The sequence below is a fragment of the Aquibacillus halophilus genome (assembly GCF_009649745.1).
In the GTDB taxonomy this organism is placed as follows: Bacteria; Bacillota; Bacilli; order Bacillales; family Amphibacillaceae; genus Aquibacillus; species Aquibacillus halophilus.
The window spans coordinates 220,399-242,110 of the sequence record NZ_WJNG01000005.1 but is presented as its reverse complement, the minus strand read 5'-3'; the positions used below and the strand labels follow the sequence as shown (position 1 = coordinate 242,110).

Sequence of the window (21,712 nt, the reverse complement as noted above, 5' to 3'; positions counted from 1 at the left end):
TCGAACCGCTTAGGCAGAATACTTCGTAGCAATACATCACACAAAGAAATCGAACTGTGTGGGAGTCTATATTCTGTCTAAGCTAGTAACAGTGTTTGGATATAACCGAGTAATAGAGCCATTGGTTCACGTGAAGAGGAATTTCTCTTCTTTAAGACAAATTTATTCTAAAAAGAATTGAGTCCTTAATTCCAATGATCCTTAATAAAATCATCTCTTCCAGACTTTTCGCGATCAATCAAGTATTCCTGTTCGTTTTTCTTATAAAAGTCTTGATGATATTGTTCAGCAGGATAAAAATCTTTAGCAGGTAATATTTTAGTAACGATTGGTTGTTTGAATTTTGTACTCGCATCTAAGAGATTTCTAGATGCCTCTGCTTTCTCTTTTTGTTCCTGTGTATGATAAAAAATAGCTGTTCGATATTGTGGACCACGATCATGAAATTGTCCACCATCATCAGTAGGATCTATTTGTGGCCAATATAAGTTGAGAATTTGATCATAGGTAATTTTTGCCGGATCATAACTTATTTCAACAGCTTCATAGTGTCCTGTTGAACCGGATTTTACTTGTTCATAACTTGGTGAAACCTCAGGGCCTCCAGTATATCCAGATACTACTTGATAAATGCCGTCCCATTGGTCAAAAGGTTTTACCATACACCAAAAACATCCGCCGGCAAATGTTGCAATTTCTTTTTCATTACTCATCAAGATCACTCCATATCCTATCAATAAATTTTAATATAACACTAAATTTATTGATTCTACAAATAGTTAATACAATAATTTTCACTTTCTAAAATAAATACTAGTATTAGTGTCTTTTTCATCTTTAGCACAAGCTCTATGTCACTATTTAACAAGTTAGATTGGTCGAAATAGATTGGTTAATTTCACAATTTGTGAGATTATGTAGGAATACCAAATATAAATGAAAGAAAGGTTTTTGTTATGAATAATAAAAATACAATTTTACTTGTAGATGGAATGGCATTATTATTTAGAGGATTCTACGCCACAGGATATTCCGGAAATTTTATGATAAATAGTAAAGGTGTGCCCACAAATGGCATCTTTGGATTTCTTAATTACTTTATAAATTCGATTGAAACTTTCAACCCCAGCCATGTAGTTTGTTGTTGGGATATGGGGAGCAAAACCTTTCGTTCAGAATTATATAAAGAGTACAAGTCTAACCGTGGTGAACCTCCGGTTGAATTGATACCTCAATTTGATTTAATTAAAGAAGTAGTTGAAGCGTTTGAAGTTCCAAATGTAGGGATAAAGGGTTTTGAAGCTGATGATTGTATTGGTACATTAGCAAATGAATATAGTAAGGAAAATAACGTCTTAATTGTTACAGGTGACCAAGATATTTTACAGCTAGTTAAGCCAGGAGTTTCGGTAGCAATTATGAAAAAAGGACAAGGAAATTATGATGTTTACGAAGAAAATACTTTTTTTGAACAAAGAGGTATTTCCCCGAATCAAATGATTGATTTAAAAGGGTTGATGGGGGACCCTTCTGATAATTATCCTGGTGTAAAAGGAATTGGCGAGAAAACCGCATTAAAACTTTTACAGGAATATGGGTCTATTGAAGAGATATTGAACAATATCGAGTTACTATCTAAAGGCATTAAAAAGAAAATTGAAGATAATATTGATATGCTTCATTTATCCCGGAAATTGGCTGAAATCCATTGCGAGGTCCCAGTATCTTGTTCAGTAGAAGATGCCATTTGGAGGATAAATAACGAAAAAGTTTCTCGGAAATTAGAAGAACTTGAGCTAAAAAATATTTCGCGATGGATGAATAAGGTAGGTTAAATGAGATTATTTTTATCCTCATATGGATAAGAACTTTCTTGCTTGAAAACACTAGAAGTCGGAGGTGTTTGTGATGAGTGAGAAAAAAAATAACAGAAGTCAAAACAGAGTTAATACTAGTGTTAACCCTCAAGGTCTAACAGAGGATGACGCTGACCAACGACCAAAATCTCAATTGGAACAGCGTGCAAAAAAAACAAATACCAAAAGATGATTGCATAATTAAGTGAAAGCCTGATTCTGTAGCTAAATTCACAACAGTATCAGGCTTTCTTTATTGGGTAATTCGTATTTAGGTATGGCTTATAATTTGAGTACATGTTTCTGTTACTGGAATTGCTGAAGTCTGGCGAAAAAGTCCTTAACAAACTGATAAAAAACTTTTTCAGATGGTGCTAATTCTCGGTTTTTAGGGGTAATGATACCAACTGATCTTCTGATTTGTGGTAAATCGATTGCTATTTTCTTAGTGAAACGTGGGGTTGCATCATAAAAAGTGCTCTCTGGTAAAAGTGTGACTCCAATTCCTGCAGAAACTAGCCCTTTAATCGCATCTAAGTCTTCTCCCTCTGAAGAGACCATAGGTGAAAATCCGGCTCGTTTACATCCATCAACGACTAGTTTATGAAGAATATATTGTTTTGGAAATAGAATAAAAGCATCATTTTTTAAATCACTAAGATTTATACTACTTTGATTTGCCAATGGATGTGAAGCTGGTAACAATGCATATAGACTTTCAGTGAACAAAATGTGAGTGTTAATATCAGATATATCTGTTGGAACTGGACCAAGAAATGCAATGTCGATCTCGCGATTTTTTACTGATTCAATCAAAAAGTTGTAAGACCCCTGACGTAATTGAAAAGCAATGTTAGGGTATAATCCTTTGAACTCCGATATGACAGTTGGTAGTAAATGACTAGCTAGACTAGTAGGAAACCCAATTTTTATTGAGCCTTGTTCAGGATCTAAGTGCTCATCTATCTGTTTTTTTGCATGATCTATTGCTTTCATTGCTGTTTTTGTATGAGTAAGAAACACTTTACCGATTTGTGTGAGTTTTATATTTCTTCCTTCTCTTTCAAATAAAGAGACACCAAGCTCAGCTTCTAAGTTTGCAATTTGTCTGCTGATAGCAGACTGTGCAACATGAAGATTAGCTGCAGCTTCAGAAACGTGTTCTCGCTCGGCAACTTCCATAAAATAACGTAATTGTCTTAATTCCATATAGTCACAACCTTCTATCAATCTCGCAATGAGATGGTTTTAATCTATATTATATATTGTTTGGATGAATAATAAAACCTACAATAGAAATAAGACACCTTAAAAGGATTAGATAAACGGATAAACGGGGGCGCATAATATGAGTTACAATCAAATGCCTAAGGCACAAGGTCTATACAACCCTGAATTTGAACATGATGCATGTGGAATTGGTCTATATGCTCATATCAAAGGATTGGCTACACATGACATTGTCAAAAAAGGGTTAGAAATGCTTTGCCAATTAGATCATCGGGGTGGCCAAGGTAGTGATCCAAATACAGGAGACGGAGCAGGCTTAATGGTTCAAATACCAGACAGCTATTTTCGTAAAGTGAGCCCTGAGTTAAATTTACCAGAAAAAGGGCAATATGGGGTAGGAATGGTTTTCTTTTCTCAAGATGATAAGGAAAGAGATGAGATTGAAAATCATTTAAATACATTAATTGAAAAAGAAGGACAGAAGCTTTTAGGCTGGAGAACTGTTCCTGTTAATACTGATACATTGGGAACTAAAGCACAAGAAAGCTGTCCGATCGTTCGTCAAGTTTTCATTGGAGCTAACTCAGAATTAAAGGACGAATTAGCTTTTGAGAGAAAATTATATATAATTCGTAAGCAAGGAGAGAACTGGGCTAATGAGCGAGGTATGCGTTTCTATTTTTCAAGTCTTTCTAATAGAACAATAGTTTACAAGGGTTTATTAACTCCTAAACAAGTAGATGAATTCTATTCTGATCTTCAAGATGAAGATTTTGTCTCTGCATTCTCACTAGTACACTCTCGTTTTAGTACAAATACATTCCCGAGTTGGGAGAGAGCCCATCCCAATCGTTATCTCATCCACAATGGTGAAATCAACACAATGAGAGGTAATGTTAATTGGATGAAGGCTCGTGAACAACAATTTGCCTCAGAAGCTTTTGGTGAGGATTTACCGAAAGTTCTTCCGATACTAAATCCCGATGGAAGTGATTCTTCCGTTTTAGATAATGCATTGGAATTCTTTACATTAGCAGGTCGTAAACCAGCTCATGCTGCTATGATGTTAATTCCTGAACCTTGGAAGAAGAATCCACACATTTCTAAAGAGAAAAAAGCTTTTTACGAATACCATAGCTGTTTAATGGAACAGTGGGATGGCCCAACTTCAATTACTTTTACAGACGGTAAGCAAATTGGAGCGATATTAGATCGAAATGGTCTTCGTCCTGCCAGGTATTATGTAACTAAGGATGATTATATTATTTATTCCTCTGAAGTAGGCGTAATTGATGTAGAGGAAGAAAATATATTATATAAAGATCGCTTAAGTCCTGGAAAAATGCTTCTTGTTGATCTAGAAGAAGGTCGCATCATTTCAGACGAGGAAATAAAGCGGGAAATTGCAACTGCAGAACCATACAAAGAGTGGTTAGATGATAAATTAGTAAAGCTTGAAGACCATTCTCAAGATGCGGAAGAAGAGGTTACTAATCTTTTTACCAGACAAAAAGCATTTGGTTATACGTATGAGGATATCCACAAGTATCTTTTACCAATTGTTACTGAAGGAAAAGATCCAATCGGCGCAATGGGTAGTGATGTACCATTAGCAGTATTATCTGATCTTCCACAAACACTTTTTAATTATTTCAAACAGTTGTTTGCACAAGTAACAAATCCGCCTATAGATGCTTATCGTGAGCAGATAGTGACATCAACAATGACACTATTAGGACCAGAAGGTAATATGCTTCACCCGAATAACGAAAACTGTCAACGAATTCAATTAGAAACACCTGTTTTATCAAATCGACAACTTAAAGCAATTAAAGAAAATAAATATAGTGGATTTACAAGTAAGACAATCAAGTCGTTATTTACTAATGATTTAAAAGCTGGTTTAGACCAAGTGTTTAAGGAAGCAGACCAGGCAATCAATGAGGGTGCAAACCTGCTTATTCTTTCGGACAGAGATATGGATGAAGAAAACAAAGCTATTCCAGTATTGTTAGCTGTTAGTGGTTTACATCAGCACCTTGTTCGTAATGGTAAAAGAACAAAAATTAGTCTCCTAGTTGAAACTGGTGAGACAAGAGAAGTACACCACTTCGCTGCATTACTAGGTTATGGTGCATGTGCAATCACGCCATATCTTGCGTTTGAAACGTATAGACATGAAATTGAACAAGGAAATCTAACTGTTTCTTATGATGAGGCAATAAATAAATACATTGATGGTGTTACTGAAGGTGTAGTTAAAGTAATGTCAAAAATGGGTATTTCAACAGTCCAGAGTTACCGCGGAGCTCAAATTTTTGAGGCGGTTGGTATTAGTAAAGAAGTAATAAATGAATATTTCACTGGGACGGCTTCTCAAATTGACGGCATCGGTTTAGATACAATTGCTAAAGAAACCACTTTACGTCATCACTCAGGTTATGAAAAGTCTATAGATCAGACCCTCGAAGCAGGAAGTGACTTCCAATGGAGAAAAACTGGGGAACATCACGCGTTTAATCCTAAAACAATTCATACCCTACAATGGGCTTGTCGTCGCGGTGATTATAACCTTTTCAAGGATTTCTCAAAATCAGCTGATCAAGAGAGGTTAGGATTCTTACGTAACTTATTTTCTTTTAAATCTAATAAATCTATTTCTATTGACGAGGTTGAATCTGTTGATACGATTGTTAAGAGGTTTAAAACAGGTGCCATGTCATTTGGTTCTTTAAGTCAAGAGGCACATGAGTCATTGGCAATTGCTATGAATCGCTTAGGTGGTAAGAGTAATAGCGGAGAAGGTGGAGAAAATCCAAACCGTTATATCGTTGATGAGAATGGCGATAGCCGAAATAGCGCAATTAAACAAATTGCCTCAGGTCGTTTTGGGGTGAAAAGTCATTACCTTGTAAATGCAAATGAATTACAAATTAAAATGGCTCAAGGTGCTAAACCCGGTGAGGGTGGACAATTACCTGGTAAAAAAGTTTATCCATGGGTAGCTAATGTTCGTGGTTCAACTCCTGGTGTGGACTTAATTTCACCACCACCTCACCATGATATTTACTCTATTGAGGACTTAGCACAATTAATCCATGATTTGAAGAATGCTAATCGAGATGCTCGTATAAGCGTTAAATTAGTTGCTAAAGCAGGTGTAGGTACGATTGCATCTGGTGTTGCTAAGGGTAGTGCAGACGTTATATCCGTTGTCGGCTATGATGGTGGGACAGGAGCGTCACCTAAAACTAGTATTAAGCATACAGGACTTCCTTGGGAATTAGGCTTGGCAGAGGCACATCAGACGCTGATGCTAAACGGTTTACGTGAACGAGTAGTTTTAGAGACTGACGGTAAATTGTTAACTGGAAAAGACGTTGCGATGGCTGCATTATTGGGAGCCGAAGAATTTGGTTTTGCAACAGCTCCGTTAGTTGTACTTGGTTGTGTAATGATGAGAGTATGTCACTTAGATACTTGTCCAGTCGGGGTTGCAACCCAAAACCCTGAACTTCGGAAGAAATTCACTGGTGACCCAGATCATGTAGTTAACTACATGCGTTTTGTTGCAGAAGAGTTGAGAGAAATTATGGCACAGCTTGGATTTAAGACTGTTGATGAGATGGTAGGTCGCACGGATGTCTTAGGTATAAGCGATAGAGCAAAAGCGCATTGGAAAGCAAAAGATTTAGATCTATCTACTTTATTGTATCAACAAGAAGGACCACGAACCTTCAGAACACCACAGGATCATAAGATTGACCAGTCACTTGATATTACAAAGATATTACCAGCAGTAGCTTCCGCCATCGAAACACAAGAAAAAGTAGACCTATCTTACTCAATTAGAAATATTAATCGTGTAACAGGAACGATTGTAGGTAGTGAAATTTCTAAAAAATATGGTGAAGAAGGGTTACCTGAAGATACGATAACCTTGAGATTTAATGGTTCAGCCGGCCAAAGCTTTGGTGCCTTTATTCCAAAAGGTATGTCCATGGTGTTAACTGGTGATGCCAATGATTATACGGGTAAAGGATTATCAGGTGGTAAAATAGTTGTCTCATCTCCTAAAGAATCAACTATTTACCCTAGTAAAAATGTTATTATCGGTAACGTAGCTTTTTACGGTGCTACAAGTGGAGAAGCATACATCAATGGATGTGCTGGAGAACGATTTGCTGTTAGAAATAGTGGTATTGATGTAGTTGTTGAAGGTATTGGTGACCATGGTTGTGAATATATGACTGGTGGTCGTGTAGTCGTACTTGGTGAAGTAGGTAAAAACTTTGCTGCGGGTATGTCTGGTGGTATTGCTTATGTATATGCGGAAGATAAAGATAAATTTAAATATCTAACTAATAAGGAAATGGTCGATTTTGAAAGTTTAACAGACTCACAAGAAATAAATGATATAAAACAAATGATTCAAAAACAGTTTGAATATACGAATAGTAGTAAAGCTGCAGCCATATTGGACAACTGGGATGTTTCTATTGAAAATTTTGTTAAGGTTGTTCCAAAAGACTATCAATTAATGCTTGATGAAATTCAATCATTCAAAAACTTAGGACAATCCGATGACGAAGCCAAAATGAGTGCATTTCTGGCCAAAAATGAAGGCAAAGTAGAAACAGAACAGAAGAATGAAAAGGTAGTAGTAAAACAGTAGAAAGGAGAGAGGAATATGGGAAAAGCAACGGGTTTTATGGAAATTAAGCGCGAGGAAGCAGAACAACGTGATCCTGTAGAACGCTTAAAAGACTGGAAAGAATATTCTGCTCCTTTCTCTGATGAAGTGATGAGTAGACAAGGAGCGCGCTGCATGGATTGTGGCACCCCTTTCTGTCATATTGGTATGGAAATTAGTGGGGCGACATCAGGATGTCCAGTATATAATTTAATTCCAGAGTGGAATGATTTAGTTTATCGTGGCCAGTGGAAAGAAGCGCTAGAACGATTAACGAAAACGAATAACTTCCCTGAATTTACTGGACGTGTTTGTCCAGCACCTTGTGAAGGCTCTTGTACAGTGGCTATTTCAGATCCTTCGGTTGCCATCAAGGATATTGAACAAGCAATTATCGATAAAGGCTTTGAAAATGGTTGGATATCACCACGAATACCAGAGCAAAGAACAGGTAAGAAAGTTGCAATTGTCGGTTCTGGACCGGCTGGTTTAGCAAGCGCTGATCAATTAAATCAAGCAGGTCATTTAGTAACAGTATTTGAACGCGATGATCGCGCTGGTGGATTACTAATGTATGGTATTCCTAATATGAAGCTTGAAAAAGATGTTGTAGAACGTCGTATTCGCCTTTTAGAACAAGAAGGTGTTGAGTTTATAGTAAACACTGAGGTAGGAAAAGATATAACTCCTGAGGAATTAAAGCAAAAATATGATTCTGTTATTTTATGTACAGGAGCTCAAAAACAAAGAGACTTAGTAATTGAAGGTCGCAAATCTAAAGGTGTTGATTTTGCGATGAATTATTTAGCATCGACTACCAAGAGTTTGCTAGATTCTAACTTCGAAGATGGCAACTACATTGATGCAAAAGGGAAAGATGTTATCGTCATTGGTGGTGGAGATACTGGCGCGGACTGTATTGCTACTGCATTACGACAAGAGGCGAATAGTATCGTTCAATTTGGTAAGCACCCTCAGTTACCGTTAGCTCGTTCAGCTGAAAATGCTTGGCCTGAGTATCCGCAAGTATTTAGTCTTGATTATGCGCATAAAGAAGCGAAGGCAAAATTTGGTGAAGATATACGTCAATATTCAATTCAAACAAAGAAATTTGTAGCGGATGACAATGGAAATCTAAAAGAGTTGCATACTGTTGAAATGAAAAAGACTAGAGATGAAAACGGTATGTTTGTATATGAAGAAATTCCAGGTACAGAAAAAGCTTGGCCTGCTCAACTTGTTTTAATTGCTATTGGATTTGAAGGGCCAGAGCAGCCTGTCTTAAAGCAATTTGGCGTGAATATTGCCAATCGTAGAGCAGAAGCTGAATATGGTGACTTCTCTACAAATGTAGAAGGTGTGTTTGCTGCTGGAGATTCAAGAAGAGGTCAAAGCTTAATAGTTTGGGCTATTAACGAAGGTCGTGAAGTAGCACACGCTGTTGATAAATATTTGATGGGAACCTCAACACTTCCAACTTATGAAGCTGTTTAAGTCAAAAACCCCTGATTCCTTTATATTTAGGAATCGGGGTTTTTATTGTAATAAAATTTATTTATTTACAGGTCTATTAAAGTTTATTAGCCTTTTTACAGAATTTTCAAAGCAGACAATAATTCTAATTTATTGTCGAAAACATGGACTGCATTCAACACTTATGTTGATGAGCAAAAATTACGATTTACTATTCAGTCGTTTCAGATAGTGTAAAAGTAATGCTATAAGTCCATAGATAGCAAAAAACACAATAAATCCCCACAAACCAATAGCAGCATCAGCAAACTCCATATTTCCCCTATTGGTAATAGCCTGTTGTATTTCAATGGCGAATACAAAAACAACCATTAAGGTAAAAGTATAGATAAATGAAAAAATAATTGTACTTCCTTTTATCTTTTCTATTAGTTTGAAAAACGAGTAAACAACGAAAAATGTAATAAATCCAATGACTCCCATTATCCAGAAGTGAAGTTTTTTATCGTTTAATTCTAGTCCAAGTGTTTGGAAAACAACGATAAGAATATCGTGACATGCATTTACAAGATCGGCTATCAGTTGAATTACTTCTCTCATTCTATCTTCTTTCCTTTCTAGCAATCCATAATGGAAGTTTCAACATTTTATACATGACTCGCTATTGATAGCGTTGTATGGTCAATTTTCACTAAATCCCATGAAGTAACTATTCCAATTGGTTTCTGTTTTGTAGACCCAGAGTGGGTAATGATTATCGCTTCCAACTTTAAATTTTCTTCAAAGCTTTTTTCAAACGTACCTTCTAAATCATAGATGGAACAGTCTTTACTAAGGAATCTAACATTATGCTTTTTTTCATTTTTTAGTATATCAATCGCAGTCACGTTGTCTAATGAAACGGAATTATTAATTATATTGCATGCAAGCCAATTAGCGATCCCACCCTCAGTTAAAAGGCCTTGAAATTCATTTTCATCATAAATTGGGAATTGTGAAAATCCTTTATCCTTAATTTTGTTCAATATTATTTTTAAAGGTGTAGTTGTTGTGTATGTTGTAACAGGCTGAGATGCAATTGAAAGCGCCAAGGGTGGAATATATAACAACTCACAAATTTTTTCAATCTCTTCTACTATCTCATTATGTGGTTCCGCTATATAAAAATCATTCCTTATTTTTCGATGAACTAATGCGTTTCGCAACTGTCCAAATTGGCGGAGGATGTCATAGTTGTACTTCACAATGTTATGGAGTTTTTTTGCAGAATGCAATGCTTCACCATATGGTATGTGTCTTCTGGTCGGATAGACTAAATCTATCAATTTATTATGAATTCTGTTATATGCCGCTTCAAATCTATGAACATTTTCTCCTTGTAATAGGTTCTCCATTAGCTCAACTCCCCTGAAATGATAATAATATAGTAACACAATTAATTGTCGCATTAACTAGTAATCTTTTAATTGAAAAATTCAATTGGCAGTAGGGTAATTATTTCTTACAAAGGAAAATAAGGAAAAATGTTGAATATAATATAAATACACTAAATCGAAGGTGGATGATGACCATAGTAAGATTAACAGGGTTAGAAGAATTAGATGGTTTAGGCTTGGCTGAGTTGATCAAAACAAAAGAAATCCATCCAAAAGAACTTCTTGATGATTCTATCAAAAAACTAGAGGAAATAAATCCAAAACTTAATGCCGTTATCAATGTTATGTACGAACAGGCAATACATTCTATAAAGGATATTGATTACACTAGACAATTTCCGGGAGTACCTATATTTCTAAAGGATATTACTCAAGAAATAGCGGGGGAACCAATTACTTCTGGATCCAAGGCTTTTATAAATTATAAAGCAAGTAAAGATACTGCGTTTGTTAAAAGAATGAGAGATACAGGGGTATTATTTTTAGGACAAACGAATGTTCCTGAGTTCGCTTTAATGGGAATAACAGAACCCGAGTTTTATGGTCCAACTAGAAATCCCTGGGACTCAGAATATACTCCGGGAGGTTCTAGTGGTGGTTCAGCGGTTTCTGTTGCTACCGGAGTAGTCGCAATAGCGGGTGCAAATGATGGGGGAGGATCAATTAGAATTCCAGGTGCTTATTGTGGCCTTTTTGGTCTAAAACCCTCAAGAGGTCGAACACCGGTAGGACCAAATTATGGGAGACTTTGGCAGGGAGCATCCGTAGATCATGTCTTAACAAGGACGGTTAGGGATAGTGCGGCAATGCTTGATGAATTAAATGTTTGTGAAAAAGCAGCAGCATTTCAAGCCCTACCATTTTCAGAAAAATATCTAGATTACGTAGATAAACCTTTCAGTAAAAAGTTAACTATTGCTTATTCTTTAATTTCACCTTTAGGAACAAAAGTGGATCAGGAGTGTAAGGATGCAGTAATGAAAGCTGTAAAACAATTAGAAGATATGGGACATCATGTTGAAGAGAAAACGGCTCCAGTTGACGGACGGAAAATAGCTAATAGTTATATTTCTATGTACTTTGGTGAAGTAGGTGCTACATTTTCTGCTTTAGAATCGATACTAGGACGTAAAGTTAAGCAATCCGATGTAGAGCCGTCCACCTGGTTGTTAGGGTTGCTTGGTAACTCACTTTCTGCGAAGGACTTCGTTTTAAGTTTGAGAGAGTGGGACAAAGCGTCTTATCTAATGGAATCTTTTCATCACACTTATGATTTTTACATAACTCCTACTACTGCTTTTCCACCTGCAAGTATTGGAGAACTAGGTCTTAGTACGATGGAAAAAAACTTAGTGAAGTTCGTTAGTACGTTTGGGCTTGGAAAGCTATTAAGTAAAGGCGGATTCGTTGAGAGATTAACTGAGCAAAGTTTAGAAAGAACACCATTTACACAATTAGCTAATCTCACAGGGCAACCTGCAATGACACTTCCGCTACATCAGACTTCGAATGGTCTACCATGTGGAGTTCAGTTTATGGCTGCACGGGGTCAAGAACACCATTTATTCCAAATGGCAGGTTTGTTTGAACAAACAAGTGATTGGATTGATGTTAGCAAAAATCCTTTCTATCAATCTACTAACAGTTAATTAATTTAATATAACAAAGGGGTATGATTTAATTGACAGATGCAACAGTTACATTTCCAATCGAGCAAGTAAGAGAGCAGTTTCCGGCATTAAAAAGAAAATATAACGAGAAGATAGTTACATATTTTGACGGACCAGGAGGGTCGCAAGTGGTAGCCTCGGCTATTAAAGCAATAACTAAGTATATGGAGGATGGTGGTGCAAACCTTCATGGTACCTTTCCATCAAGCGTAGAAACAGAAGATGTTATATCAGAAGCAAAATTAGCTGTAAGTGATTTGCTAGGTGTTAAACCTAACGAAGTAGCTTTCGGAGCAAATATGACTACATTGACTTTAGCTATATCAAGAGCATTGGCTAAGCAACTTAAAAAAGGTGATGAAATTGTTGTTACAGAACTTGATCACCGTGCTAATGTAGATCCTTGGCTAGCTATAGCGGAAGATCATGGATTAATCGTTCGCTGGATTAAGGTAAATCCAGAAACTTTAACACTAGATCTCAATCAGTTAGACGAAATTATTAATAACAAAACACGATTAGTTGCAATTGGAATTGCATCAAATGCAGTAGGAACCATTAGTGATGTGGAGAAGGTTGCTAAACATGCTCAGGCTGTTGGCGCATTTGTTGCAGTTGATGCTGTCCATGCAACCCCACATATTTATTTGGATCGTGATCAACTTGGAGCAGATATTTTATTATGTTCAGCTTATAAGTTTTTTGGTCCCCATGTAGGAATTGCTGCGATAAGGGAATCTTTGTTTAGGCAGCTAGAACCATATAAACTAGCTCCTGCACCTGACTATATCCCTGATCGATTAGAAACTGGGACTCAAAACCATGAAGGAATTGCTGGGATCAAGCCTGCAATAGAATTTTTAGCAAGTTTTGGAGAAGGTTCATCTAGACGCGAAAAAATTAAAAAGGGTTTAGAAAAGATTGAGACTTACGAAAATAAATTAGCGAATAAATTGAGAAATGGTTTAGAAAATATAGAAAAAGTAACTTTATATCAACCTGACAAAACTGTTGCTAAAACACCAACGATCGCTTTTAAGGTGGAAGGATATACACCGAGAGAAGTCTGCCAAATTATGACTGACGACCATGGTATTTTTGTAGCAGATGGTGATTTTTATGCCTCTACCTTAGCAGGAGTGCTTGACGTAACTAAATCCGGAGGATGGATTCGAGCTGGTTTGGCTCCATATAACACCGAAGAGGAAATCGATCGATTAATTGCTGCACTGAAAAGATTATAATTCTGATAAGACTCTAATATAAAGTTAGAGTCTTTCTGAGTTTTAAAAAGAAGTTTGAATTTTTTAATAACAATTTCTTGTTTTCTTTACCCATTTAATAATAGAATAGGTTTTATAGATAATTTTTTCAAGATAGAAAATCTATAAATTTAATTTTTGTGACAAGGAGATATAAGAAATGGTGGATCAAACAGTTAACGTTACTCTAACAGAAGATACAAAACAGAAACCAGTAGCTGAACAACTCGAATTTGGTAGAGTTTTCACAGATCATATGTTCATTATGGATTACATAGAAGGTAAGGGGTGGCATAATCCAAGAATTGTACCCTATCAACCGGTTACTTTAGATCCGGCTGCAATTGTATTTCATTATGGTCAAACAGTTTTTGAAGGATTAAAAGCGTACGTCACTAAGGACGGAGAAGCTCGTTTATTCAGACCAGAAAAAAACATGCAACGTCTTAATCGTTCGAATGAGCGTATGTGCATTCCTCATCTAGATGAAGATGTAGCATTAAATGCAATTAAACAACTAGTTAGTCTTGAGAGAGATTGGATTCCAACAGCTCCGGGAACCTCACTCTATATTAGACCTTTTATTATCTCAACTGAATCTTATTTAGGGGTAGCACCTTCTAAAACTTACCAATTTTTAGTTATTTTATCACCTGTTGGTGCTTACTATAAAGAGGGAATCAATCCTGTTAAAATTGCAGTTGAGGATGAATTTGTTCGTGCTGTTAAAGGTGGGACTGGTGAAGCAAAAACAGCAGGAAATTATGCATCTAGTTTAAAGGCTCAGGAGTTAGTTTCAGATAAAGGATATGCACAGGTATTATGGTTAGATGGATTAGAAAAGAAATACATTGAAGAAGTAGGAAGTATGAATGTATTCTTTAAAATTAACGGGGAAGTAGTTACACCAGCTTTAAACGGTAGTATTTTAGAAGGTGTAACGAGAAACTCAGTTATTCGATTATTAAATCATTGGGATATACCGGTAGCTGAGCGGAAGATATCGATGGAAGAAGTCTATGAAGCTTATGAAAAAGGTCTTTTAGAAGAAGCTTTCGGTGCAGGTACAGCGGCTGTTATCTCTCCAATTGGTGAGTTATCTTGGAAGGGTGAACAGTTAATTATAAATGATCGAGTAACTGGAAGTGTGTCGAAACGATTATATGATACACTAACAGGCATCCAATATGGTACAGAAGAAGATCCATTTGGATGGATTGAAAAAGTAAAATAATTAACCATAAAAAATTGGAAGAGCATTCTTTATCGGATGCTCTTTCCTTTTTTCAATATATAATTTCAAATGAAAAGAAGTGAAATGAATGAAACTCAGTATTTTGGATCAGTCACCTGTTATATCAGGTAAAACACCTAGGGAAGCCCTACTTGCATCTGTTGAACTGGCAAAGCATGGTGAAGATTTGGGGTTTATCCGTTATTGGATTGCAGAACATCATAATATGTCTAGCTTAGCTAGTTCTGTACCTGAGGTTATGTTGGGGTATATAGGTGCAAATACTGATAAAATCAGAATAGGTTCTGGAGCTGTATTATTACCTCATTACAAGCCATATAAAGTTGCAGAAACGTATAATATGTTGCAGACATTATTTCCTGATCGAATTGATCTTGGTATTGGCAGAGCACCAGGTGGATCTGCTGAAGCATCCATTGCACTATCTGGGAATTATTTGGATAATGTTAAAAAAAATCCAGAGTCCATTTCTGAATTGTTGAATTTTATTTATAATGATTTTCCTCCTAATCATTTTTATTCTAATACAACAGCATCCCCCTTACCTGTTAACCCACCTGATATATGGATGCTTGGGACTAGTATAAAAAGTGCAAGATTAGCAGCAGAAAATGGCACTGGATATGCATTTGGACATTTCATGAGTGATAAAGATGGTCCGGAAATTGTCCAGGCCTATAAAGAAAATTTTAAACAGAAGAGGAATATGAGTGAGCCTTATACGATTGTTACTGTTTCTGTTATCTGTGCTGATACATATAAAAAGGCACAGGATATTCTATTTCAAACGACTGAACGCTTATTGGTTAGACAAAATGAAGAAGATGCATACAGTAGCAAGCCCAATCTTAATGAAGAAATAGCTAAAAGAAGTAAGCTATTAGTTTTAGGTGATCCAAAAACTGTGGGACAGGAACTTCTGGCTATTAAAGAGAGATATCAAGCAGACGAGATAATGATTGTCACCATCACTGATAATTACAGAGAGCGCCTTGACTCTTATCAACTAGTAGCTAGCGAACTAATACAATTACGATAAATAACCCTTTCCTATTGGAAGAGGGTTATTTTTAATACAAAAGAATCATCATGTATTTTTTTTGTATTAAAAAGCATTCTATGTAAGGAATGATTGTTCATAATTCGAACAGAATGTATAGGTGGTGATGAGTAATTGGCAGAAAAAGCTAAAAAGGGATTAGTAATTTTAGCAATAAGTTCTATACCATTAATTATGACTTTAGGGAATTCAATGTTAATCCCAATTCTGCCTAAGATGGAATCAGAACTGGGTCTTAGCTCGTTTCAAGTGAGTTTAACTATAACCATATTTTCTATAACAGCAGCTATCTTCATCCCAATCTTAGGGTATTTTTCAGATCGATTCTCGAGAAAGGTTATTATAGTCCCCGCGCTAATTTTGTATGGAATCGGAGGATTACTAGCAGGAATGGCAGCTGCTTGGTTTGATAGTGCATATCTGTGGATAATGGTAGGAAGGTCATTGCAAGGAATTGGTGCTGCTGGAACAGCCCCAATCGCTATGGCGTTGACAGGAGATTTATTTAAGGGTGGAGACCAAAGTAAAGTATTGGGATTAGTAGAAGCTTCGAATGGATTTGGAAAAGTATTATCTCCCATAGTAGGCTCATTGTTAGCATTATGGGTTTGGTATGGACCTTTTTGGGGGTTCCCGGTTTTTTGTCTGTTTTCAGTTTTACTAACGGCATTCTTTATCAAAGAAAAAAAGAAAAAAAAGGCTCCTCCTCCAGTCGGAAAGTACGTGAAGGGATTGTTTTCAGTATTTAAACATGAGGGAAGATGGTTGTTTACCACCTATCTAGCCGGAGCTACCTGTTTATTTACCTTGTTTGGGATTTTGTTTTATATCTCAGATGTATTAGAAAAGGAATATAATATTGATGGTGTATGGAAAGGTTTTATATTAGCCATTCCACTTTTATTTTTAATGACAACTTCTTTTATTACTGGAAGTAAAATCGGGAAAAATTTAAAGGTTATGAAAACTTTAATTGTTATTGGTTTACTACTTATGACAGCGTCATTTAGTTCATTAGTTTTCTTTGAAAAATTGGTTCCATTCTTTAGTGTTTTGGTTGTTAGTAGCATCGGAACAGGTTTAGTACTACCTTGCTTAAATAGTTTAATAACTGGGTCGGTTGGAAAAGCGAGAAGAGGATTTGTCACTTCGCTTTATGGATCTGTGAGGTTTTTAGGGGTTGCAGCTGGCCCTCCTATATATGGTTGGTTAATGGGTTGGTCAAGAACGGGAATGTTTTTGGTTACCGGAGGATTAACTCTATTCGTTGGATTTCTTTGTTTATTATTAATCCATGTTAAGAATAAGTCACCAAATGATTCAGATGAAGCATCCGAATCGTTATTTAAAAAATTACAATTAACTACTGAGTAAAGAAGGAGGACATTGTTTTGCAAATATATTTTTCTCCAGAGTTTCTAAAGGAAGAGGCACAGGTTCTAAATATTGTAGATGATAATAACAAAGCAGTCGGTTACATGGCTTTTTTAATGGAGGACAAAAAGATGTATGTGTATGGCCAACTTGAGGAAGAAGGCGTTTATCAAGATTTCAAAGACTTGGTAAATCCTTATTTGCAAGGCCTAACAAAATTAAAGCCTGATTTAGAAGTGTATTCTTACCTGTCTGTCGGTGGGAAAAAAATAGAGCTAGATGATCAGGAAAAGAGTTAATAATCCGTTTTTTAATTATTATATCCTAGCTTTTATTTCCAAAAAGCTAGGATATATGATTTATAAATTTTTGTTCAAATTTGTACTGTTAAGTTGTCCTTACTTTTTTCGCCAACTCAATGTTGGCGCTCTATATATAGTAAGCTTTAAATTGTAGACAATATCTAGAATTCTTGTTGATATCCATTGTGAAATAAGGGCTTGAACAACAATTTCCCAAGCGATAATTGATGCAGTTAAAATGAAAATAAAACCATTTAGTAAAAGGAGCGGTTTACCAGGAGGTATGTTTCGAAATTTAGCGAATATAAGGGCGATAACCCCCATACCACCATTAGATACCTGTTGCCTTAGTAGTATTCCTACACCTATTCCTAAGACAATTGAACCTATGATTAAATCTACCCAAACATTTGCATGATGACTAAATATATCCATGCTAAAAATATGAACACTTATCGAAGTGATAGTGATTGTGTACATTGTTCCAATCGTACTAGCATTCCCTAACCATTTGATCGCTGATGCCAATAAAGTGAAATTCACAAGCCAAAGGGCGAAGCTAAGTGGTATATTAAACCAATAATTTAGTAATACAGCAATTCCACCTGCTCCACCAGAAGGAATTGCATGAGGAAAAAGAAATAAAGCCATAGCCATACCTTGAATAAAACTACCACAGGTAATTATAATATAAGCTCTTAATGTACTTCTCATCATTAACTCCGTAGAATGCTAATAGTGTTTTTAAAATAGGTTTTCATATAGAATTTCTCCTCTTCACACTAAACTTGTCCTCACTTTATTGTATTTTTTAAAAAAAGAATTATGTTTATTAAGGGACAAATTAAGGATTATGGTTAAGCCTAAGTAATTGGAAAATTCCAATAAGTTGTTGACAATTAGTTTTAACTAAAGCATAATAATTTTTATAACTAATTAAAATAAAAGACTCTAAAACTATAGCATTAATATTAGCTTTGATAAGGGCCAGTAAATAGTCATAGAAATCGATAGAGAATGGAATCCATCGGCTGAAAGATTCCATCGTTTTCTTATTATTGAACCTACCCTTTAGCTGTCGGCGATAACCCGACCGTTTCCGGCGTTAACGGAAAAGAGCGGATAGTATTGATTATTCAATACTTATCAACAAAGGTGGTACCGCGGAAATTACTCCTTCCGTCCTTTTACAATTTATTGTGAAAGGACGGAAGGAGTTTTTTTAGTTCAACAAGCATGTAACTAAGGATGTGATCAATTGGCCAAGAAAAGGGTAATTGTTAAAATAGGAAGCAGTTCCTTAACAAATGGTAAAGGTGAATTAAGTAAAATAAAACTGTTAGAGCACACAGGTGCAATCGCACAGTTGATAAAGTTAGATTATGAGGTCATTCTAGTGTCATCTGGTGCTGTAGCTGCAGGGTTTAGTGATCTTGGTTATCCAATAAGACCTATTACCTTAGCGGGTAAACAAGCGGCTGCAGCTGTTGGTCAAGGTTTATTGGTGCAAGCATACACAGAGGCATTTAAAGAGCATCAAATTGTTACAGCTCAGTTGCTTTTGACAAGAGATGTTTTTGTTAGTGAAGAACAATATGGTAATGCTTATTCTACTTTGAAGGAATTACTAAAACGATCTGTCCTACCAATTATTAATGAAAATGATTCAGTTGCCATAGACGAATTAACGTTTGGTGATAATGATATGTTATCTGCCTTAGTAGGTGGTTTAACTCGAGCTGATTTTCTCATCATATTGACAGACATTAATGGATTTTATGATAAAAATCCACATGTTAACCCATCTGCTAACCGATATGATTATTTACCTACAATAACAGATAGTCTAATTGAACAAGCGGATGTAGTATCAAACTCAAAATTGGGTACGGGTGGAATGAAGTCAAAGCTTTTAGCTGCAAAAACAGCTTTATCTTTGGGTGTTAATACCTTTGTTGGATCAGGTAGTGGTGAGAATAAATTAGTTGAAATTTTAAACGGAAATGGAGATGGAACATACATTGGCGAGAAAAAGAGCCATAGTTTTCGCAAACAAAAACAATGGATTGCCTTTCACTCATCGATACGAGGGCAGCTCTTAATTGATACCGGTGCCGAACAGGCAATTTCATTTGAAGGAAAAAGTCTTTTACCAGCAGGCATCAAAACTGTTCAAGGTGATTTTGAAGCCGGAGATGTAGTCGAGTTGCTTAATTTAGAGCAGCGTGTTTTAGCCAAAGGTCAGGTTAATTATTCTTCAACTGAATTAAAGCAAATCAAAGGTATGATAAGTAAAGAAGCTATGAAGTTAACAAATCATCTACGACCAGAGGTAATTCATCGAGATCGATTAGTATTATCCTTGAAGGAGGTTATTTTGTGAGCGATTTAATGGAAAAGGCAAAAAAGGTAAAGCAAACTGCAGTCATTTTAGGAAAGAAATCGACTGATCAGAAAAACTCAGCGATTATATTAATTGCTGACCAATTGGAAGCTGAAACTAGTTGGATACTAGATCAAAACAAAAGAGACATTGATGAAGCAAAACAAAAAGGTTTTCATGACTCATTAATTGATCGTTTAATCTTAACAGAACAACGAATAACAGAGATGGCCGATGCACTTAGACAGTTAGTTCATTTAACAGATCCAACTGGCGTAGTCTTGGAATCATGGGAAAGACCAAATGGATTACAAATTGAAAAAATTGCTGTTCCACTGGGCGTTGTTGGTATGATTTATGAAGCAAGACCAAACGTAACTGTTGATGCTGCAAGTCTTTGTTTGAAAACAGGAAATGCTGTATTGCTACGTGGTAGCTCTTCAGCACTTTATTCGAATAAAGCTCTTGTAGAAGTCATTCAACGTGCATTATCAAAGTCAGAGTTACCAAAGGATGCTGTTCAATTAATAGAAGATACGAGCAGAGAAACTGCCTCTAACTTTTTTAAATTAAAGGACTATTTGGATGTACTGATACCTCGTGGAGGTAAAAAGTTAATCAAAGCCGTCGTGGAGCAATCTGTCGTCCCAGTAATTGAGACAGGTGCTGGAAACTGTCACATATTCATCGATCAATCAGCAGATGTAAGTATGGCTATTGATATCATTATCAATGCTAAGACACAGCGTCCATCAGTATGTAATGCTATTGAAACAGTTATAGTGGATGAAAATTGGGCGAGTATCCATATGGATGCTCTAGTAAAGAAGTTACAAGATAAAAAGGTGGAACTTCGAGTTGATGAAAAAATCCTGCAAATGCACACTGATCTAGTGGCAGCTACTGAAGAAGACTGGGAAACGGAGTATTTAGATGAGATTTTAGCAATCAAAACAGTTTCAAACATTAATGAAGCTATTGAGCATATTAATAAGTACGGTTCTAGGCACTCAGAAGGGATTATTACTAATTCGGAGGAGAACGTCGTTGAATTTTTCAATTCAGTTGATGCTGCAGTTGTGTACCACAATGCTTCTACACGTTTTACAGATGGATTTGAGTTTGGGTTTGGAGCAGAAATAGGAATAAGCACACAGAAGTTACATGCTAGGGGACCAATGGGATTGCAGTCCTTGACGTCAACTAAATATCAGGTACGAGGAATTGGTCAAATTAAAAATGGATAGCCTTAATAACGCTAAAATATAAAACCTTTAAGGGTGTTGTATATGAAAGGTAAAATCAACGTTTTTGTTTATGGGACTCTGAGAAAACACGAGTTAAATCATCACTTGCTACAAAATGCGATTTGTATATCAACAAAATGTTGGACTTATGGAATATTGTATAATACTGGCCATGGGTATCCCACCATGGTCAACGAGTCCAATCAAAAAGTGATTGGGGAACTATATCGTATTTCTAAAGAAGAGTTAAAGGATTTAGACCATCTAGAAGGATATCTTGAGCCAGAACATATGAATAATGACTATGAAAGAATTGTCAGCCCGATATATTTTGAAGACAAAACCATTACAGCTTATACTTATGTTTATCCCGTATCAAAAGTCTCAGACTACAAAGTAATTGGGACAGGGGATTGGAAGTCTATTAGTAATAGATGATACTTCTTCTCCGATAACAGTCGTGGTAGAATA

The 21,712-nt window shown here is 36.0% G+C and carries 18 protein-coding genes and 1 other annotated feature; of the genes, 13 read left to right on the top strand and 5 right to left on the bottom strand.

Features of this window, described 5'->3' with window-relative positions; translation table 11 throughout:
• Positions 1-185: 185 nt before the first annotated feature.
• The gene (gene msrA / locus GH741_RS07765; protein WP_153736212.1) at positions 186-713 is read right to left on the bottom strand and encodes a peptide-methionine (S)-S-oxide reductase MsrA; all 528 of its coding nucleotides are present in this window, start codon (positions 711-713) and stop codon (positions 186-188) included.
• Positions 714-956: 243 nt separating this feature from the next.
• Here msrA and GH741_RS07760 point away from each other — a divergent pair, with 243 nt between their 5' ends.
• Both GH741_RS07760 and sspL read left to right on the top strand, forming a co-directional pair.
• Complete coding sequence (locus GH741_RS07760) at positions 957-1,835, top strand: 5'-3' exonuclease (protein ID WP_153736211.1); 879 nt, start codon at positions 957-959, stop codon at positions 1,833-1,835.
• Between the two features lie 73 nt (positions 1,836-1,908).
• Positions 1,909-2,049 carry a small, acid-soluble spore protein L gene (sspL, locus tag GH741_RS07755; protein ID WP_153736210.1) on the top strand — a complete coding sequence of 47 codons (141 nt, stop codon included), beginning with the start codon at positions 1,909-1,911 and terminating at the stop codon, positions 2,047-2,049.
• Positions 2,050-2,162: 113 nt separating this feature from the next.
• Here the strand turns inward: sspL and gltC are convergent, their stop codons facing one another.
• A complete protein-coding gene (gene gltC / locus GH741_RS07750) occupies positions 2,163-3,065 on the bottom strand; it encodes a glutamate biosynthesis transcriptional regulator GltC (RefSeq protein ID WP_153736209.1) in 903 nt (300 codons plus the stop codon).
• Between the two features lie 139 nt (positions 3,066-3,204).
• On the opposite strand from gltC, the gene gltB reads away from it, so the two are divergent.
• Both gltB and gltD read left to right on the top strand, forming a co-directional pair.
• The gene (gltB, locus tag GH741_RS07745; RefSeq protein ID WP_153736208.1) at positions 3,205-7,761 is read left to right on the top strand and encodes a glutamate synthase large subunit; all 4,557 of its coding nucleotides are present in this window, start codon (positions 3,205-3,207) and stop codon (positions 7,759-7,761) included.
• Between the two features lie 15 nt (positions 7,762-7,776).
• Positions 7,777-9,273 (top strand): glutamate synthase small subunit, encoded by a 1,497-nt coding sequence (gene gltD / locus GH741_RS07740; RefSeq protein WP_153736207.1) that lies wholly within the window; start codon positions 7,777-7,779, stop codon positions 9,271-9,273.
• A gap of 180 nt (positions 9,274-9,453) precedes the next feature.
• On the opposite strand, the gene GH741_RS07735 is transcribed toward gltD, so the two are convergent.
• Positions 9,454-9,852 carry a hypothetical protein gene (locus GH741_RS07735; RefSeq protein ID WP_153736206.1) on the bottom strand — a complete coding sequence of 133 codons (399 nt, stop codon included), beginning with the start codon at positions 9,850-9,852 and terminating at the stop codon, positions 9,454-9,456.
• Positions 9,853-9,899: 47 nt separating this feature from the next.
• On the bottom strand, positions 9,900-10,646 hold the full coding sequence (locus tag GH741_RS07730) for a CBS domain-containing protein (RefSeq protein WP_170287586.1): 747 nt from the start codon (positions 10,644-10,646) through the stop codon (positions 9,900-9,902).
• A gap of 167 nt (positions 10,647-10,813) precedes the next feature.
• On the opposite strand from GH741_RS07730, the gene GH741_RS07725 reads away from it, so the two are divergent.
• The 6 genes from GH741_RS07725 (at position 10,814) to GH741_RS07700 (ending at position 17,608) form a co-directional block, all read left to right on the top strand.
• Positions 10,814-12,337: an amidase family protein gene (locus GH741_RS07725; protein ID WP_240795435.1), complete on the top strand. Its 1,524-nt coding sequence runs from the start codon at positions 10,814-10,816 to the stop codon at positions 12,335-12,337.
• A gap of 32 nt (positions 12,338-12,369) precedes the next feature.
• Entirely contained in the window at positions 12,370-13,602 is a 1,233-nt protein-coding gene (locus GH741_RS07720) for a cysteine desulfurase-like protein (protein ID WP_153736204.1), read from the top strand.
• 178 nt (positions 13,603-13,780) lie between these two features.
• On the top strand, positions 13,781-14,854 hold the full coding sequence (locus GH741_RS07715) for a branched-chain amino acid aminotransferase (RefSeq protein WP_153736203.1): 1,074 nt from the start codon (positions 13,781-13,783) through the stop codon (positions 14,852-14,854).
• Positions 14,855-14,942: 88 nt separating this feature from the next.
• On the top strand, positions 14,943-15,914 hold the full coding sequence (locus GH741_RS07710) for an LLM class flavin-dependent oxidoreductase (RefSeq protein WP_153736202.1): 972 nt from the start codon (positions 14,943-14,945) through the stop codon (positions 15,912-15,914).
• A gap of 195 nt (positions 15,915-16,109) precedes the next feature.
• Positions 16,110-17,309: an MFS transporter gene (locus GH741_RS07705; protein ID WP_153736305.1), complete on the top strand. Its 1,200-nt coding sequence runs from the start codon at positions 16,110-16,112 to the stop codon at positions 17,307-17,309.
• 17 nt (positions 17,310-17,326) lie between these two features.
• Positions 17,327-17,608: a hypothetical protein gene (locus tag GH741_RS07700; protein WP_153736201.1), complete on the top strand. Its 282-nt coding sequence runs from the start codon at positions 17,327-17,329 to the stop codon at positions 17,606-17,608.
• Positions 17,609-17,707: 99 nt separating this feature from the next.
• Here GH741_RS07700 and GH741_RS07695 read toward each other — a convergent pair whose 3' ends face one another.
• Positions 17,708-18,325: a YitT family protein gene (locus GH741_RS07695; protein ID WP_153736200.1), complete on the bottom strand. Its 618-nt coding sequence runs from the start codon at positions 18,323-18,325 to the stop codon at positions 17,708-17,710.
• A gap of 254 nt (positions 18,326-18,579) precedes the next feature.
• Positions 18,580-18,801, top strand: a binding site (T-box leader).
• 68 nt (positions 18,802-18,869) lie between these two features.
• On the opposite strand from GH741_RS07695, the gene proB reads away from it, so the two are divergent.
• The 3 genes from proB to GH741_RS07680 are packed head-to-tail and all read left to right on the top strand — an operon-like array spanning position 18,870 to position 21,679.
• Positions 18,870-19,994, top strand: coding sequence for a glutamate 5-kinase (gene proB / locus GH741_RS07690; protein WP_153736199.1), 1,125 nt, complete (start codon positions 18,870-18,872; stop codon positions 19,992-19,994).
• Entirely contained in the window at positions 19,991-21,241 is a 1,251-nt protein-coding gene (locus GH741_RS07685; RefSeq protein WP_338079296.1) for a glutamate-5-semialdehyde dehydrogenase, read from the top strand. Before proB ends, GH741_RS07685 begins: the two co-directional genes overlap by 4 nt.
• 42 nt (positions 21,242-21,283) lie before the next feature.
• Positions 21,284-21,679, top strand: coding sequence for a gamma-glutamylcyclotransferase family protein (locus GH741_RS07680; protein WP_153736198.1), 396 nt, complete (start codon positions 21,284-21,286; stop codon positions 21,677-21,679).
• Positions 21,680-21,712: the final 33 nt, after the last annotated feature.